The 16,347-nt window shown below is 68.1% G+C and carries 14 protein-coding genes; 5 read left to right on the plus strand and 9 right to left on the minus strand.

What is annotated here, in order from left to right; all coding sequences use genetic code 11:
- Nucleotides 1–6 precede the first annotated feature (6 nt).
- On the plus strand, nt 7–1,134 hold the full coding sequence (locus ACSVDO_RS19350; RefSeq protein ID WP_489594117.1) for a DUF3108 domain-containing protein: 1,128 nt from the start codon (nt 7–9) through the stop codon (nt 1,132–1,134).
- Between the two features lie 157 nt (nt 1,135–1,291).
- Nucleotides 1,292–1,597, plus strand: coding sequence for a BTH_I0359 family protein (locus ACSVDO_RS19355; RefSeq protein WP_332534813.1), 306 nt, complete (start codon nt 1,292–1,294; stop codon nt 1,595–1,597).
- A 19-nt stretch (nt 1,598–1,616) separates the two neighbouring features.
- On the opposite strand, the gene ACSVDO_RS19360 is transcribed toward ACSVDO_RS19355, so the two are convergent.
- The gene (locus ACSVDO_RS19360; protein ID WP_489594119.1) at nt 1,617–2,702 is read right to left on the minus strand and encodes an AbrB family transcriptional regulator; all 1,086 of its coding nucleotides are present in this window, start codon (nt 2,700–2,702) and stop codon (nt 1,617–1,619) included.
- Nucleotides 2,693–4,672, minus strand: coding sequence for a putative bifunctional diguanylate cyclase/phosphodiesterase (locus tag ACSVDO_RS19365; RefSeq protein ID WP_332534754.1), 1,980 nt, complete (start codon nt 4,670–4,672; stop codon nt 2,693–2,695). Before ACSVDO_RS19365 ends, ACSVDO_RS19360 begins: the two co-directional genes overlap by 10 nt.
- 51 nt (nt 4,673–4,723) lie before the next feature.
- On the opposite strand from ACSVDO_RS19365, the gene purU reads away from it, so the two are divergent.
- Both purU and ACSVDO_RS19375 read left to right on the plus strand, forming a co-directional pair.
- Nucleotides 4,724–5,572, plus strand: coding sequence for a formyltetrahydrofolate deformylase (gene purU / locus ACSVDO_RS19370; protein WP_332534752.1), 849 nt, complete (start codon nt 4,724–4,726; stop codon nt 5,570–5,572).
- An 8-nt stretch (nt 5,573–5,580) separates the two neighbouring features.
- Nucleotides 5,581–6,489: a LysR substrate-binding domain-containing protein gene (locus ACSVDO_RS19375; RefSeq protein WP_332534750.1), complete on the plus strand. Its 909-nt coding sequence runs from the start codon at nt 5,581–5,583 to the stop codon at nt 6,487–6,489.
- A gap of 219 nt (nt 6,490–6,708) precedes the next feature.
- On the opposite strand, the gene ACSVDO_RS19380 is transcribed toward ACSVDO_RS19375, so the two are convergent.
- The 7 genes from ACSVDO_RS19380 to ACSVDO_RS19410 form a co-directional block, all read right to left on the minus strand.
- Entirely contained in the window at nt 6,709–8,163 is a 1,455-nt protein-coding gene (locus ACSVDO_RS19380) for an FAD-binding oxidoreductase (protein WP_489594122.1), read from the minus strand.
- A gap of 2 nt (nt 8,164–8,165) precedes the next feature.
- Nucleotides 8,166–8,975 carry a 4-hydroxy-2-oxoheptanedioate aldolase gene (hpaI, locus tag ACSVDO_RS19385; protein ID WP_489594124.1) on the minus strand — a complete coding sequence of 270 codons (810 nt, stop codon included), beginning with the start codon at nt 8,973–8,975 and terminating at the stop codon, nt 8,166–8,168.
- A gap of 35 nt (nt 8,976–9,010) precedes the next feature.
- A complete protein-coding gene (locus ACSVDO_RS19390) occupies nt 9,011–9,967 on the minus strand; it encodes a hydroxyacid dehydrogenase (RefSeq protein WP_489594125.1) in 957 nt (318 codons plus the stop codon).
- A gap of 11 nt (nt 9,968–9,978) precedes the next feature.
- A complete protein-coding gene (locus tag ACSVDO_RS19395; protein WP_489594127.1) occupies nt 9,979–10,980 on the minus strand; it encodes a Bug family tripartite tricarboxylate transporter substrate binding protein in 1,002 nt (333 codons plus the stop codon).
- A 166-nt stretch (nt 10,981–11,146) separates the two neighbouring features.
- Nucleotides 11,147–12,622, minus strand: a complete 1,476-nt coding sequence (locus ACSVDO_RS19400; protein ID WP_489594128.1) for an NAD-dependent succinate-semialdehyde dehydrogenase — start codon at nt 12,620–12,622, stop codon at nt 11,147–11,149.
- A 37-nt stretch (nt 12,623–12,659) separates the two neighbouring features.
- Entirely contained in the window at nt 12,660–14,183 is a 1,524-nt protein-coding gene (locus tag ACSVDO_RS19405) for a UxaA family hydrolase (RefSeq protein WP_489594130.1), read from the minus strand.
- A gap of 44 nt (nt 14,184–14,227) precedes the next feature.
- Nucleotides 14,228–15,223, minus strand: coding sequence for a tripartite tricarboxylate transporter substrate binding protein (locus ACSVDO_RS19410; protein WP_332534740.1), 996 nt, complete (start codon nt 15,221–15,223; stop codon nt 14,228–14,230).
- 132 nt (nt 15,224–15,355) lie between these two features.
- Here ACSVDO_RS19410 and ACSVDO_RS19415 point away from each other — a divergent pair, with 132 nt between their 5' ends.
- Nucleotides 15,356–16,291, plus strand: a complete 936-nt coding sequence (locus ACSVDO_RS19415) for a LysR family transcriptional regulator (RefSeq protein ID WP_489594131.1) — start codon at nt 15,356–15,358, stop codon at nt 16,289–16,291.
- Nucleotides 16,292–16,347: the final 56 nt, after the last annotated feature.

A 16,347-nucleotide genomic window follows, 5' to 3' on the forward strand; every position in this document is an offset into this window, starting at 1 on the left:
CCCGCCATGCGAACGCCTGTGCTGCTGCCGCTGACCGCCGCCGTGCTGGCCGCGCATGCCTGGCTGCTGTGGGAGCTGCCCGCATGGTCCAGCGCATCGGCCAACCCGGCCCCCACGCGCAACGCGCCCGCGTTCACCACGCGCAGCATCGCGCCGCCGCCTGCACCGCCGCCCCCGGCCCCCGTCGCCGCGCCCGTGCCAGCGCCCCGCCCCCAGGCAAGACCGCGCCCCGCGCCGGTGCGCGCCGCACCCGTACCCACCGAACTTCCGGCCGAGGCTGTTGAGACAACGCCCGCCGAAATGCCGCAGGAAACGCTGGCCGCAGCCCGGGAGCAGGCAGCGCCACCCATGCCCGAGCCAGCGCCCGAGCCGCCGGTGCCTGCCGAGCCGCCAGCGCCGACCGAGCCGCCGCCACCGCCCCGGGCCGAAACACTGCAGGGCGTGCAGCTCGTCACCCCCGACGGCCAGCCCTTGCCCGCCGATACGCCGCTGCCGGTGAAACTGCCCGCGCCCACGCGGCTGGCGTTCGATGTGACGGGCCAGGCCAAACGTTTTGAATACCACGCGAGCGCCGAACTGCTGTGGCAGCACGACGGCCAGCGCTACCAGGTGCGCCAGCAGATCAAGGCGTTTCTGGTCGGCACGCGCGCCCAGACCAGCAACGGCCAGGTCACGGATGCGGGCCTGGTGCCGCAACGCTTCAGCGACCAGAGCCGCAGCGAGAAAAGCGCGGAGTTCGACTTCGTGGCCGAACAGGCACGCTTCACGCCCGCAGCCCCGCCGGCCCCCATAGGCGCGGGCGCGCAGGACCGTATCAGCGTGTTCCTGCAGTTGTCGGCAATGCTTGCCGCCGCGCCCGAACGCTACCCCGAAGGCGCGCAGATCACATTCACCACGGTGGGCAGCAACGACGCCGAACGCTGGACCTTCCGCGTGCACGCGCCCGAGACGCTGGAGCTGCCGCTGGGCGCGCTGCCCGCGCTGCGGCTCGAACGCCTGCCGCGGCGCGCGGGTGACCAGCAGGCCACGCTGTGGCTCGCGCCGTCGCTGGGCTATCTGCCGGCGCGCATACGGCTGACCCAGGCCAACGGCGACTTCGCCGATCTGCGCCTGCAGGCGCACGCCGCGCCCTGACGCCGGACGAAACGCCCGACGCCGCACGGAGATCGAATCCGTGGAATACTGGTGTCCAGGGCCTTTTGCCGGCGACCCCGCCGGCGGCTCTTGAAGTCTGCTGCCTTGCAGCCATATGACTGTCATCGGCACGACTTTGCAACAGGGGGGGATCACCATGCAAACGCTATACGACTCTGACACTTTTGCGGTGCTCCATATCCGGCCCGATTTGCCGGAATTGGCCGAGGGCGAATCCGCTCCCGCGCAAGAGCTTCACCACGCACAGATGCAGATGCCACGCCACGGTTTTGAAATCGTCGACAAGCGTTCGGGCAAAGAGGTCTACCTCGACGGTTCCTGGGCCGAAATGTTCCAGAAGATCATTCTCGGCTGGCAGCAGCAGACACCTACGCAGGAAGAAGTGGAAAGCACGCTCGACAGCTACGCCGGGCTCGCACAGAACCCGGTATTGGTGCACTGAGCGTCGGGCTCGGGCGGGCTCAGGATAGGCGGCTCGACTTCGCCTGTACCGCCGGCTTGTAAAGCCGCCGGTACAGCGGCTCGACCACCAGCAGCACCGCCATCAATCGACAGACTTGCAGCGCGGTCACCACGGGAACGCCCAACTGCAGCACCTTGGCGGTGATCGCCATCTCGGCGATGCCGCCGGGCGCCGTGCCCAGCACCATGGTCACCCAGGGCAGGCCTGTGGCCCAGGCCACGGCGGCAGCAAACAGCGCGCACAGCGCCATCAGCACCAGGCTGCCCAGTGCCACCGTTGCCAGCCAGCGCGGCGCGGTGCGCAGAAAATCGCGCCGAAAGCGCACGCCCAGGCTCACGCCAATCAGCAACTGCGCGCCATTCATCATCCACTGCGGCACGGCCGACAGATCGAGGCCGAGCATCGCCAGGCCCATGGAGGCCAGCAGCGCGCCCAGAAACCAGGGATTGGCGCGATCGAGGCGCAGCATCAGCCAGGCGCCCAGACCCGTGCACAGCGCCAGCAGCGCCAGTCCCGGGCCATGCACCACGCGCGCCGCACCCCATTCGCCCGAGCCATGCAGCCCGCTCCACTGCAGCGCGAAGGGAATCACCACCGTGACGATCACCAGCCGCAGGCTGTGGCTGGAGGCCACCAGCTCGGTGCGCGCGTTCTCGCGCTCGGACAGCAGCGTCATCTCGGACGCCGCGCCTATCGAGCCCGCGAAATAGCAGGTGGCGCGCAGCTGCTGCGCCGGCACCTCGGGCATGCGCGGCGCATGCACGCGGTACAGCCAGGCGCCGAACAGCCAGCCCAGCCACAGCGCCCAGACAATGCCCAGCAAAATGACCCACCACATGCTCGCCACGAGCGCCGTGACGGCCGGCGTGAAGTAAAGCCCCAGCGCCGCGCCTATGGTCCACTGCGCGGCATTGCGCGCCTTGCCCCAGCTCGCGGTCGGCGCGCCGCCCATGGAGGCCAGCGAAGTCGCGATCAGCGGGCCCAGCATCCAGGGCAGGGGAATCTTCCACCAGACGCACAATTGGGCCGCGGCCCAGGCGCCCAATGCGGTCAGCAGCACGCGCAGCGGGAAACTCACGCGCATGGGATCGCCACCAGCGGTCCTTCCCTGCTTTGGCGCAGCAGTGCCTCGAACGCGTCGGCCGGCAGGGGCCGGCTGCAGAAATAGCCCTGGAACTGGTCACAGCCGCGTTCGCGCAGGAAAGCGAGCTGTTCGGCGGTTTCCACGCCTTCGGCCAGCACCGCCAGCCCCATGCTGTGGCCCATGGCGATCACGGCCGCGCTGATCGCCATGTCGTCGGCGCTTTGCGGAATGTCGCGGATGAAGCCCTGGTCGATCTTGAGCACATCGATGGGAAAGCGCTTGAGGTGGGCCAGCGACGAATAGCCGGTGCCGAAATCGTCGATCGCCAGCCGCAGCCCCAGGGCGCTGAGCTTGCGCAGCACCTGCAAGGCCTCCTCGGGCTGCTGGGCGAGCGCGCTTTCGGTGATCTCGAGTTCCAGCTGCGCGGCCGGAAAGCCCGCATCGGCCAGCGCGGCCTGGGTGCTGCCGACGATGTCGGTGAGCATGAACTGGTGCAGCGACACATTCACCGCCACCGTGATCTCGGGCAGATCAAGCGCGCGCCAGCGCTGGCCCTGGGCGCAGGCTTCGCGTATCACCCATTCGCCCACAGGCCCGATCACGCCCGAGCTTTCGGCCACGGGAATGAAGCGCGCCGGGGAAATCAGGCCTTCGACCGGATCGAGCCAGCGCAGCAGCGCTTCGGCCCCCATGAGTCGCCCGGTCGCGATCTCGATCTGCGGCTGGTAGTAAAGACGCAGATGGCCTTCGGCCAGCGCCTGGCGCAGCCGTGCCTCGAGCTCCAGGCGCTGGCGCGCGGCCTGGGTCATGTCTTCCTGGAAAAAGCACCAGGCGTCGGCACCGCTGTGCTGCTTGGCGACATGCACCGCCGAGTGCGCGCCCTGCAGCAGGCCTTCTGCCGTTGCCGCATGCTGCGGGAAGACGCACATGCCCACGCTCACGCGCGTGATCACTTCCATGCCGTCAGGCGTATGCCAGGGCTGGGCCGCCGCGGCGATCAGCCGCTGGGCCAGCTGCGCGGCATCGATCTCGCTGCCCAGATCGAGCGCGGCCACGGCGATCTCGTCGCCGGCCATGCGCCCTATCAGATCGCCGGGGCGCAGCACCGCCTGCACGCGCGCTGCGACATGGCACAGCACCTGGTCGCCCACGGCATGGCCGTAGCTGTCGTTGAAATCGCGCAGGCGGTTGATGTTGATCAGCAGCACCGCGAGCTGGCTGGACTTGGCTGTGGCCGTCTCCAACGCCTTTTCCAGTCGGTTGCCGAACCAGGCGCGGTTGTCCAGACCGGTCAGCGGGTCCTTGCGCGCAAGGTATTCAAGGCGCTGCTGCTGGGCCTTTTCCGCGGAGATGTCGGTGAACATGCAGACGTAATGCGTGACGCGGTTGGCGCTGTCGTGCACCGCGCTCAGCGACATGCGTTCGGGAAACACTTCGCCGTTCTTGCGCTGATTCCATATTTCGCCCTGCCAGTGGCCCGTGCGCTGCATGCTGTCCCACATGGCTTCGTAGAACGCCTGGCCGTGGCGGCCCGACTTGAACATGCGCGGCGTCTGGCCCAGCATTTCCTGCTCGGTATAGCCTAGCAGCCGCGTGAAGGCCGCGTTGACCGACAGGATACGGCTGTTCGCATCGGTCACGATCACGCCTTCGATGGTGTTGTCGACCACGGTCGCGGCCAGGCGCTGGCGCTCCTCCTCCTGGCGCCGCAGCGCCGCGCGGCGCAGCACGTCGGCGCGGCGCACGGCCTCGGCGCGCAGCAGGCGGCGCAGCAGCCAGCCGGCCATCAGTGCGTTGAGAAAGATGGAGACATAGCCCTGTGCGTCTTTCCAGCGCGCGACCTGCGCAGCATCCTGGGCCCACTGCAGCAGCAGGCGTTCGCTGCCGGCGAGCCACAGCACTGCAGTCAGCGTGTACAACGCCAGAATCCAGTACGGCCAGGTCGGTTGGGGTGCGCCATCTTTATGCATGTATTTCCTCAATCCACAATCGACGGCCCTTGCTGCGACAATCGCAGGGCTATGACCCAAGCCTACATTCTTACCTTATCCTGCCCCGACCGTCGCGGGCTGGTGCACGCCGTTTCGGGCTTCCTGCTCGAACAGGGCGCCAACATCGAAGAAGCCGCGCAGTTCAACGACGGCGCCACCGGCCTGTTCTTCATGCGCGTGCAGTTCGTCTGCACCGACACCGACGCGGCCACGCTCAAGACGGCGCTGGCCGAACTCGCGGCCCGCTTCGAGATGCGCTGGAGCCTGCACTCCCAGTCCGAGAACATGAAGACCGTGCTGCTCGTCAGCAAGGAAGGCCATTGCCTCAACGATCTGCTGTTCCGCTGGAAGTCGGGCCTGCTGCCCATCGACATCCGCGCCATCATCAGCAACCACCGTGACTTCTACCAGCTCGCGGCCAGCTACAACGTGCCTTTCCACCATATTCCCGTCACGGCGGCGACCAAGGCCCAGGCCGAAGCGCGGCAGTTCGAGATTATCGAGGCAGAAGGCGCCGAACTGGTCGTGCTGGCGCGCTATATGCAGGTGTTGTCGAACGATTTGTGCACCAAGCTCTCGGGCCGGGCCATCAACATCCACCACAGCTTCCTGCCGAGCTTCAAGGGCGCCAAGCCGTACTATCAGGCGCATGACCGCGGCGTGAAGCTGATCGGCGCCACGGCCCACTACGTCACAGCCGACCTCGACGAAGGCCCGATCATCGAGCAGGACGTGGCGCGTGCCGACCACACCGACACCGTCGAAGACCTCACGGCGCGCGGCCGCGACACCGAAAGCCAGGTGCTGGCGCGTGCCGTCAAGTGGCACAGCGAACGCCGCGTGATCCTCAACGGCCACAAGACCGTCGTCTTCCGCTGAGCGCGGACATGCCGCTGCCCGCGCCCACCGCCAGCCCGACTGCGCCGAGCGCCGCGCGGCGCATTCCGCCCATCCAGTGCCTGCTGACATTCGAGGCGCTGGCGCGGCTGCGCAGCGTGACGCAGACCGCCGAGGAGCTGTGCGTCACGCCCAGCGCCGTGAGCCACCGCGTGCGCCAGCTCGAGCAGATGCTCGGCTGCCGGCTGTTCGGCCGTGCCGATTTCTCGCTGACCAGCGAAGGCAGCGCGTACCTGTCGCATGTGCGTGAAGGCCTGGGCGCGCTGCAGCGCTTTCCGGGCAGCGCGCTGCCCGGGCGCCGGCGCCTCAAGCTTGCGGTCACGCCCACGTTCGCGCGCTGCATGCTCATCCCCCGGCTGAGCCAGTTCACCGACGCCTATCCCGAAATCGATCTCGAACTGCATGTGAGCATTCCGCTGCTCGACGTGGTGGCCGAAGACGCCGACCTGATCGTGCGCTTCGGCCCCGGCCATTACGCCGACATGGAACATGTGGAAATCGCGCGCGACGTGATGACGCCGCTGGCCTCGCCCGCTTTCGTGCGCGCCCACGGGCCGTTCGAGCAGCCAGCGGACATGGAAGGCCTGCCGCTGCTGCGCAGCCCGCTAGAGCCCTGGCGCGGCTGGTTCGACGCCGCGGGCCTGGCCTGGCCCGAACCCGTCGAAGGCTCGCAATTCCACGACATAGGCCTGCTGTGCGATGCCGCGGCCGCGGGCATGGGCATAGCGCCCGTACGCCTCAAGCTGGGCGCGGCCTGGCTGGACAACGGCACGCTGGTGCGGCTGTTCCCGCTCGACGTGGCAAGCCCGCACGCGCATTACCTGTGCTGGCATACGGGCACCATGGACCGGTGGGAGTGCTCTGCCTTTGCGCAGTGGCTTAGTCAAGCCGTTTCCTGACTACAAACGCCCAAAACCGTTCGCCCTGAGCCTGTCGAAGGGCGTTTCAGGGCGCAGCGTTTGAGAACTGCGCAGCAAAAAAGAGATTTGCATCCATAGAAGGTGGCCGTTCATCCTTCGACAAGCTCAGGACGAACGGGAGAGCAAACGTCACGCCAAATCAAACCGCACGCCCTCAGCAGACTTGCGCAAGCCTATCGCAGGGCGATCTGTGGCACCTTACGCCGCAGTTTCCGGCAAAGGCAACACCTTGCCCGGATTGAGCAGATTGCGCGGATCGAGCGCGCGCTTGATCTGCCACATCAGTTCGAGTTCCACGGGCGACTTGCACTCCAGCAGGTCGTCGCGCTTGGCCACGCCGATGCCGTGCTCGGCCGAGATCGAGCCGTTCTGGCGCGTTGCCAGGCCGTCGACCGCATGCGAGATGCGCACGTAGTTCTCGGCCAGGAACTCCTTTGCGGGCGCGCCCTTGGGGCGCAGCGGGTTGAAGTGCACGTTGCCGTCGCCCATGTGGCCGTAGATCACCATGCGCGCGTCGGGCGCCAGCGCCAGCACCTGGGCCGAGGCGTCGGCAATGAAGTCGGCGATCTTCGACAGCGGAATCGAGATGTCGCACTTGATGCTGCCGCCTTCGCGCGTCTGCGCGTCCGAGATCTCCTCGCGCAGCTGCCAGAAGGCGCGCGCGTCGGCAATGCTTGCCGCGATGGCCGCGTCGGTCACCAGCCCGCGCTCCATGCCCTGCTCCAGAATCGCCATCAGCGTCGCGTCCAGGCCTTCGGCGTCGCCGCCCGAAGTCAGCTCGATCAGCACCATCCAGTCGTGCGCGGCGGGCAGCGGCGCGCTGAACTGCGGCATCGATTCGAGCACCAGCGTCAGCGCCGGGCCGGAGATCAGCTCGAAGGCCGTCACGGCCTGGCCGGCCGCGCGCTTGGCTTCGGTCAGCAGCTCCACGGCCGCATGCGGGTTCTTGACGGCGATCCAGGCGACGGCGCTGGCGCTGGGCAGGGGCATCAGCTTGAGCACCGCGGCCGTGATGATGCCCAGCGTTCCCTCCGAACCGATGAACAGCTGCTTGAGGTCGTAGCCGGTGTTGTCCTTGCGCAGTCCGCGCAGCGACGAGTAGATGCGGCCGTCGGGCAGCACGGCTTCTATGCCCAGCGTCAGGTCGCGCATGTTGCCGTAGCGCAGCACGGCCGTGCCGCCGGCATTCGTCGAGAGATTGCCGCCGATCTGGCACGAGCCTTCGGAGCCTATGCGCAGCGGAAACAGCCGGCCCGCGTCTTCGGCCGCGGCGCGCGCAGCCTGCAGCGTGACGCCGGCCTGGAGCGTCATGGTGTCGTTGACGGTGTCGATTTCCTGCACCTGGTTCATGCGGCGCAGATTGAGCACCACGGCATCGCCCGCGGCGTCGGGCACGGCCCCGCCCATCAGCGAGGTGTTGCCGCCCTGGGGTACGACCGGCACGCCATGGCGCGAGCACAGCGCCAGGACCTCGCTGACCTGCTGGGTGTTTGCCGGCAGCACCACGGCCAGCGCCTGGCCGTGGTAGAGCTTGCGGTAGTCGGTGGTGAAGGGCTGCATGTCGCTGGCGACTTCAATGCAGGCTTTCTCGCCGACGATGGCGCGCAGGCCTTCGAGCACCAGCGCGTGGGGAATTCGGGAAGTCGAGGACATGTTCAATAGGCTCCGCGGGAATCGGCAGGGGCCGCTGTTTCGGCCGGCTGGCCCAGGAATTCGCCGGCCAGGCTGCGCGCCGCCTTGGCGTAGAGCAGCACGTCGACACCGACCGCAACAAACGTGCAGCCGAGATCGAGATAGCGGCGGGCCAGCGCCGGGTCGGAAGTGAGTGTACCGGCGGCCTTGCCCGAGGCAATGATGGTGCGCATCGCGTTTTCAATTGCCGCCTGCACTTCGGGGTGGCCGGGGCGGCCGCGAAAGCCCATGGACGCGGCCAGATCGGCCGGGCCGATGAACACGCCGTGCACGCCGTCGACCGCGCAGATCTCCTCGAGATTGTCCAGCGCCGCCACGGTCTCGGCCTGCACCAGCAGGCAGACTTCGTCATCGGCCACGTCGAGATAGTCGGCGCGCGCGCTCCACTGCGAAGCGCGCGCCACCGCGCTGCCCACGCCGCGCATGCCCAGCGGCGGATAGCGCGTGGCCGAGACCAGGGCGCGCGCCTGCTCGGCGGTGTCGACCATGGGCACGAGCAGCGTGGTCGCGCCTATGTCCAGCAGCTGCTTGATCAGCGCCGTATCGCCCTGGACCGCGCGCACCACGGGGTGGGCGCGGTGCGGCGCGACGGCCTGCAGCGCGCCCAGCGTCGACTTCAGGTCGTTGGGCGCGTGCTCGCCGTCAATCAGCAGCCAGTCGAAACCTGTGCTGGCGCTGACTTCGGCCATGTAGGGATCCGCCATGGAAAGCCAGAGGCCGACCTGAGGCTGCTGAGCGGCCAGTGCGGCCTTGAAGAGGTTGTTTGCGGGCATGTGATCGGTGGGTGGAGTTCGGGCGCAAAAGCGTGTCAGGCGACCCGGTGCAGGGCGGGCAATGTGGTGTGGGCCAGATGGTCCACGATGTTCTGCGCGGTCATGGTGGCGACCTGCAGGGCGGCAGCGCGCGTCACGCCCGCCACATGGGGAGTGAGCAGCACCTGGTCCAGCGCCGCCAGTGGATGGTCGACAGGCAGGGGCTCGGTATCGAAGGTGTCCAGGCCCGCGCCGCCGAGCTGGCCGCTGCGCAATGCCTCGATGAGCGCGGCCTCGTCCACGACGGGACCGCGCGCGGTGTTGATGAGCAGGCTGCCGCGTGGCAGCAGGGCCAGCTCGCGTGCGCCTATCAGACCCCGGCTGCGCTCGGTCAGCGGGCAGTGCAGGCTCAGGATGTCGAGCTGGGGCAGCAGGCGGTGCAGCTCGGCCTCGGTGGCAAAGCCGTCGGCCTGGCCCTCGGGCCGCAGCACCAGCACCCGCGCGCCCAGGGCAGTGGCCAGCTGCGCGGTCGCGCGGCCAATGCTGCCGTAACCGATGATGCCCACCGTGGCGCCGCGGAAGTCGCGGCCCTGCCAGGTGCTGCCGGCCCATTCGCCGGCGCGCACCATGCGGTCGAGCTGCGGCAGCTGGCGCGTGAGCGCCAGCATCAGCGCCACGGCATGCTCGGCCACTGCGCCCGCATTGGCGCCGGGTGCGACGGCCACGGCAATGCCGCGCGCGCGCGCCGCCTCCAGGTCCACACTGTCCACGCCGGCGCCGTTCTTGGCCACGATGCGCAGCTGCGGCGACGCTGTCAGCACACGGTCGGTGATGGGCGGCGAGCCGCGCAGCACGATGGCCTGCGCGCCGGTCTCGGCCAGGCGTGCGGCCAGCGCGTCTTCGGTGAGGCTGCCGGGCAGGAAATGCACCTGGCCGCCGGCCTGCTCAATGATGCGTTGCGCGGGCTCGGCCCAGTGTGACGCGGTGACGAGAACGTGGAAGTGTGGGGACATGGGTACAGAGCTCAGTCGATGCGGATTCCTGCCGATTGGATCACCTTGCCGTAGCGGCTCCATTCGTCGGTGGTGAAGCTGGCCAGTTCCTGGGGCGAGCCGGCCCGGGTGCGCACGCCGAGCAGCGCGAATTTCTCCTGCACCTCGGGCAGCTTGAGTACCTGGGTGAGCGAGGCGTTCAGGCGCGCCAGCACGTCCTTGCCGGTCTTGGCCGGGGCGTACAGCGCATACCAGGCGTTGACCTCGAAGCCCGGATAGCCGGCCTCGGCGAAAGTGGGCACATCCTGCAGTTCGGGCAGACGCGATGCCGAAGCCACGGCCAGGGCGCGCACCTTGCCGCTCTTGAGCAGCGGCGAGGCGCTGGTCAAGGTGTCCATGATCATGTCCAGCCGCCCGCCCATCAGGTCCATGGTGTGGGCGTTGCCGCCCTTGTAGGGCACATGGTTGATCTGCACCTGGGCGCGCTGCTTGAACAGCTCGGCGCCCAGGTGCAGCGGCGAGCCGTTGCCCGAGGAGCCGTAGTTGAGCTGACCGGGCTGCTTGCGCGCCGCCTCCACCAGGGACTTCAGGTTGGTGTAGGGCGAGTCCTGGGCCACGACCAGCACCAGGGGTACCACGCCTATCATGCCTACGGGCGCGAAGTCGGCCACCGCGTCGTAGCCGGGGCGGGCGTACAGATGCGGGCTCACGGCATGGCTGGCCAGCGAGCCCAGCACCAGGGTATAGCCGTCGGCCTGTGCCTTGGCGGCCAGCGCCGTGCCTATGGTGGTGCCCGCGCCGGGCCGGTTGTCGATGACCACGGGCTGCTTGAGGTTCTCGCCCATCTTCAGGCCTATGAGCCGCGCCACCGCGTCGTTGGCGCCGCCGGCAGGGTAAGGCACGAGCAGAGTGACCGGCTTGGCGGGGTAGACGCTTTCGGCGTGGGCCAGCGGCGCGCCCAGCGGGCAGGCCAGCGCTGCGGCGCACATCAGCAGGCCGCGGCGGTTCAGTCGGGAAGAGGTGGAAGAATTCATGGTGCTTGTCTCCGGTTGTATTTGCTCTTGCGGCATGGGGCGGTTCCCCGGGTGCGCAGCGCCCCGCTCCATGCTGCGGGCCCTGCGTTGGATCTCGGTGCTGTGGTCCTGGCTTGCTCGTTAGGTCAGGTAGGGGTGGATGGGCCGCATCGCTGCGGCCGCGGGCTCAGGCGTCCAGCCCGCCCTGGCAGACGTACTTGGTGTGCAGGTAGTCGTCCAGGCCGTGGGTCGAGCCTTCACGGCCATAGCCCGAGTCCTTGACGCCGCCAAAAGGCGCGGCCTCGGCGGCCAGCGCGCCTTCGTTGATGCCGACAATGCCGGTCTCCAGCGCATCGGCCACGCGCGTGACGCGGCGCAGGTCGTTGGTATAGAAATACGCGGCCAGGCCGAACGGCGTGTCGTTGGCGGCGGCAATGACTTCGGCCTCGTCGCTGAAGCGCGTCAGCGGCGCGACCGGACCAAAGGTTTCCTCGCAGGCGCAGGCCATGGTCGCATCGGCATCGACCAGCACCGTGGGCGCGAAGTAGTTGGCGCCCAATGCGGGCAGGCGCGTGCCGCCGGTGAGAATGCGCGCGCCGCGCGCCACCGCGTCCTGCACATGGCGCTCTATCTTCTGGACCGCGCGGTCGTTGATCATCGGCCCGATCTGCGAGGCCGGATTGCTCGCCGGGCCCACCTGCAGCGCGGCGACGCGCGCCACCAGCAGTTCAGCGAAGCGGTCGTGCACTGCAGCATGCACGAACACGCGGTTGGGGCAGACGCAGGTCTGGCCGCCGTTGCGGAACTTGGCCTGCATCAGGCCTTCGACCGCGGCTTCCAGGTCGGCGTCCTCGAACACGATGAACGGAGCATTGCCGCCGAGTTCCAGCGACAGTTTTTTCAGCGTATCGGCCGAGCGCCGCGCGAGGTGCTTGCCCACGGGCGTGGAGCCCGTGAACGTGATCTTGCGCACGCGCGCGTCGTCCAGCCACACATCGACGACTTCGGGCGTGCGTTCGCGCGAGGCGCTGACGATGTTCAGCACACCGGGCGGAACGCCGGCTTCGTGCGCCAGCGCGACCAGCGCCAGCGAAGTCAGCGGCGTGTCTTCGGCGGGCTTGCAGACCACGGTGCAGCCCGCGGCGAGTGCCGGGGCGATCTTGCGCGCAATCATCGCCGCGGGAAAGTTCCAGGGTGTGATGGCCGCGACCACGCCGACCGGCTCGCGCAGCGCAAACATGCGCCGGCCCGGCACGGGCGCGGGAATCACTTCGCCGTTGGCGCGCGTCGCCTCCTCGGCAAACCATTCGATGTAGCTGGCCGCATAGGCGACTTCGCCCCGGCCTTCGGCCAGTGGCTTGCCCTGCTCGCGCGAGATCAGCCGGCCCAGGTCTTCCTGGTGGGCCAGCACCAGATCGTTCCAGCGCTTGAGAATCTGCGCGCGCTGCTTGGCCGGGGTCCTGCGCCACGCGGGAAAGGCCGCGTGCGCGGCGTCCACCGCGGCGCGTGCATCGGCGGCGTTGGAATCGGGCACGGCGGCAATCACGGCGCCGGTCGCCGGGTCGGTCACATCGAGGCTGCGGCCGGCTTCGGGCGCAAGCCATTCGCCGGCGATGAAGTTGCCCGTGCGTTGCAGTTCGGGGCGGGAGAGAGTCAAGGGCATGGCGGGTCTAGAAAATAGGGGTGTAAGGGTGCGGCAATCAGCTTACGATGCCCAGATGCCAGGGCACGAACTCGTGGTCGCCCAGGCCCAGCAGCTCGCTCTTGGTGGGCTCGCCCGAGGCATGCCAGAGGATCTGCTCGAAGATGCGCTGGCCCAGTTCAGGCACCGTCAGTTCGCCGTCGATCACCACGCCGCAGTTGATGTCCATGTCTTCCTCGAGACGGCGGAACATGGGCGTGTTGCTCGCCAGCTTGATGGTCGGCGCGGGCTTGCTGCCGAACATCGAGCCGCGGCCCGTGGTAAAGCAGATAAGCTGCGCGCCGCTGGCAATCTGCCCGGTCGCGGCGACGGGGTCGTAGCCTGGCGAGTCCATGAACACGAAACCGCTTTCGGTGATGGGCTCGGCGTATTCGTAGACCGCGCGCAGCGGCGTGGTGCCGCCCTTCATGGCCGAGCCCAGCGACTTCTCGAAGATGTTGGCCAGGCCGCCGGCCTGGTTGCCGTGGCCCACCACGCCGTTGAACTGCGCGTTCTGCCCGGCCGCATAGCGCTCCCACCATGCCAGGCGATCAAGCAGTTTCTGGCCGACTTCGGGCGTGATCGCGCGGCGCGTGAGCATGAATTCGACGCCGTGGATCTCGGGCGTTTCCGACAGGATGGCCGTGCCGCCATGGCGCACCAGAATGTCCATCGCCGCGCCCAGCGCGGGATTCGCGGTGATCGCCGAGAAGCCGTCGGAGCCGCCGCATTCAAGGCCTATCTTCAGGTGGGCGGCGCTGACGCGCGTGCGCCGTGCGGCATTGGCTTCGGGCAGCATTTCCTCGATTGCGCGAATGCCGGCTTCTATGGTCTGGCGCGTTCCGCCCACGTCCTGCATCACCATGGTGCGCATCAGACGCCCGGCTTGCAGGCCTTGCGAATCGACCAGCGCGCTGACCTGGTTGCGCTCGCAGCCCAGGCCGACGATCAGCACACCCGCGAGATTCGGATGGCGCGCATAGCCCGCGAGCGTGCGCCGCAGCACATCGAAATGCTCGCTCGGCGACGACATGCCGCAGCCGCTGGTCTGCGCAAACGCGACCACGCCGTCGACATTGGGAAAATCGGCCAGGCGCTCGGGAGTGAAGTGCGCGGCGATGCGCGTGATCACCGTCGACGAACAGTTCACCGACGACAGGATGCCGATGAAGTTGCGCGTGCCCACGCCGCCGCCCGCGCGCTCGAAGCCCAGGAAAGTCGCGCGCTGATCTTCAGGAACGAAGTCGACGGGACGCACGTCCTGGCAGAAGCCCGGGTCGCGGTAGCTGTCGACCAGCGTCAGGTTGTGGCTGTGCACATAGTCGCCGGCCTCGAGGTCGCGCGCAGCGACGCCGATCACGGTGTCGTACTTGAGCACTTGCTCGCCGGCGGCAATGGCGCGCGCCGCGATCTTGTGGCCCGCGGGAATCTGGGCGCGGGCGCGCACGCCGAATTCGGCGATCGCCTCGCCCAGCGCTATGGCGGTCTTGGCGACCAGCACGTTGTCGTTCGGGTGCAGGCGCAGCAGGGGACTGTTGTTCATGAGAAAGCGGCAAGCGGGGTGGAAAACGCCGACGTATCAGGGCCTCAGCCCTTGGCCATCAGCTCCTTGAGATTGAGCTTGCGGATCAGATCGGTTTCCTGCTGGAAGACGCTCTGGATGTACTTCTGGTAGTCGGGGCCGTCCTGGTACATGACCGGCGCGTCAATGCTCTCGGCGACCTTGCGGAACTCCTCGCTGTTGACGGCGGCGCGAAACGCATCGCGCAGGCGCTTCTCGATTGCCGGCGGCAAGCCCTTGGGCGCGCCAATGCCATTGGGCGCCTCGACGACCACGTCGAAACCCAGCTCCTTGAGCGTGGGCGTGTCCTTGAAGCGCGGCGTGCGCTCCTCGCCCCAGGTGGCCAGCAGGCGCATCTTGCCGGCTTCGACATGCGGCGCCCAGGAGCTGCTGTCGGCCAGCAGATCGACCTGTTCGCCGAGCACGTCCTGCAGCGCGGCCGAGCCGCCCTTGTAGGCAATCGCGTTGAACCTGATGCCCGCGGCCTGGGCGAACTGCTCCATGCCCACATGCGTGGCGCCGCCTATCCCCGCATGCGCATAGGTCACGGTCCCGGGCTGGGCCTTGGCGCGCGCCACGACGTCGCGCAGCGACTTGAAAGGCGAGCGCGCGGGCACGGCAATGCCGAAGGTCTGGCCCGAGGTGCGCGCGAGATAGGTGAAGTCCTTGAGCGGATCGAGCTGCACCGTGCCCAGCTGCGAGAAGCGCGTCACCGAGATCGGAATCTGGCCTATGGTGTAGCCGTCGGGCCGGGCCGACGACAGCGCCTTGGTGCCAATCATGCCGGAGGCGCCGGCGCGGTTTTCAAGGGCGATGGGCTGACCCAGTTCCCGCGCCGCGATCTGGCAGATGATGCGCATCGAGCGATCGGCCGTGCCGCCCGCGGGCCAGGGGCAGATGAAGGTGATCGGGCGTTCCGGGTAGGTGGACGCAAGAGCGCGGCCAGGCACGGCGGCAACCGCAGCGGCGCCCAGGGCGCCAAGCACGAACTGGCGCCGTGCCAGGGGGCGGGAAGTCTTCATCGTTGTCTCCGAATAGTTTTTCTAGGGTCAGCCCGGCCGATTATTCTGAAGATAATGATTGCTTTCCAATGAAATAGCGGACTGTCTTCATAATGAACAGGTTATGAAGAGGCCAGCGCTGTCCCCTGCCCCATGAGCCAGATCGATCGCGTTCTCCGTTCCAATCTGAAGCTGCGCCACCTGCAATTGCTGGTCGCGCTCGACGAGTTCCGCCATCTCGGCAGGGTCTCTGAATTCCTCTCGATCACCCAGCCCGCGGTGTCCAAGATGCTGGCCGAGATCGAGAAGATGTTCGAGCTGCAGCTGTTCGTGCGCTCGACGCGCGGCACCGAGCCCACGCCCCACGGCGTCACCGTGGTGCGCTTTGCGCGCTCGGTGCTCGCCGACTACCAGCGCACGCGCGACGAGATCAGCGCCGCCGACAGCGGCGGCGTGGGCCGCACCAGCGTGGGCGCGATGGTCGTGGCCCTGCCCAGCCTGCTGATGCCCGCGATCCTGCGCGTCAAGGAGCGCTCGCGGCGCACCACGGTGATGGTCGAGGAAGGCGATCTGACGCGGCTGCTGCCGCGGCTGCGCGTGGGCGAACTCGACCTGATCGTCGGCCGGCTCGAGCCCGGCTATGCGTCGCCCGACCTGGAGACCGAGTCGCTCTACGCCGAGCCCATGTGCATTGTCGTGAGCCCCGAGCACCCGCTGGCCGGCGCGGCCAGGCCCAGCTGGGCGATGCTCGCCGAACTGCCCTGGGTCGTGCCCCCGCCCTGGGCCTCGTCGCGCTCCAAGCTGGCGCAGATGTTCCACAAGCATCTGCTCGAGTCGCCCACGGACATCATCGAGACCTCGTCGTTCCTGGTCACGCTGTCGGGCATGCACCAGCGGCCGGCCATCGGCTTTCTGGCGCGCAGCGTTGCCGAGCACTTCGCCCAGCAGGGGCTGGTGCGCATACTCAAGCTCAAGGTGCCTATCGAGCTGCCGCATGTGGGCATCATCACGCTGCGCGGGCGCGCGCGCACCCCGGCCAGCGAACTGCTGATGGAAAGCCTGCGCGCGACCGCTGCGGCGCGTGCCTAATTTCATGCAGACGTGCAAGAAAACTCACGCCACGCCGCCAGGTCTTCGCTAAAGTC

The organism is Comamonas sp. DB36 (genome assembly GCF_057914905.1).

Excerpts from the sequence above, each read along its gene's own strand:
- ACSVDO_RS19350 (WP_489594117.1), top strand. The coding sequence starts at position 7 with ATGCGAACGCCTGTGCTGCTGCCGCTGACCGCCGCCGTGCTGGCCGCG.
- ACSVDO_RS19355 (WP_332534813.1), top strand. The coding sequence starts at position 1,292 with ATGCAAACGCTATACGACTCTGACACTTTTGCGGTGCTCCATATCCGG.
- ACSVDO_RS19360 (WP_489594119.1), bottom strand. The coding sequence starts at position 2,702 with ATGCGCGTGAGTTTCCCGCTGCGCGTGCTGCTGACCGCATTGGGCGCC.
- ACSVDO_RS19365 (WP_332534754.1), bottom strand. The coding sequence starts at position 4,672 with ATGCATAAAGATGGCGCACCCCAACCGACCTGGCCGTACTGGATTCTG.
- purU (WP_332534752.1), top strand. The coding sequence starts at position 4,724 with ATGACCCAAGCCTACATTCTTACCTTATCCTGCCCCGACCGTCGCGGG.
- ACSVDO_RS19375 (WP_332534750.1), top strand. The coding sequence starts at position 5,581 with ATGCCGCTGCCCGCGCCCACCGCCAGCCCGACTGCGCCGAGCGCCGCG.
- ACSVDO_RS19380 (WP_489594122.1), bottom strand. The coding sequence starts at position 8,163 with ATGTCCTCGACTTCCCGAATTCCCCACGCGCTGGTGCTCGAAGGCCTG.
- hpaI (WP_489594124.1), bottom strand. The coding sequence starts at position 8,975 with ATGCCCGCAAACAACCTCTTCAAGGCCGCACTGGCCGCTCAGCAGCCT.
- ACSVDO_RS19390 (WP_489594125.1), bottom strand. The coding sequence starts at position 9,967 with ATGTCCCCACACTTCCACGTTCTCGTCACCGCGTCACACTGGGCCGAG.
- ACSVDO_RS19395 (WP_489594127.1), bottom strand. The coding sequence starts at position 10,980 with ATGAATTCTTCCACCTCTTCCCGACTGAACCGCCGCGGCCTGCTGATG.
- ACSVDO_RS19400 (WP_489594128.1), bottom strand. The coding sequence starts at position 12,622 with ATGCCCTTGACTCTCTCCCGCCCCGAACTGCAACGCACGGGCAACTTC.
- ACSVDO_RS19405 (WP_489594130.1), bottom strand. The coding sequence starts at position 14,183 with ATGAACAACAGTCCCCTGCTGCGCCTGCACCCGAACGACAACGTGCTG.
- ACSVDO_RS19410 (WP_332534740.1), bottom strand. The coding sequence starts at position 15,223 with ATGAAGACTTCCCGCCCCCTGGCACGGCGCCAGTTCGTGCTTGGCGCC.
- ACSVDO_RS19415 (WP_489594131.1), top strand. The coding sequence starts at position 15,356 with ATGAGCCAGATCGATCGCGTTCTCCGTTCCAATCTGAAGCTGCGCCAC.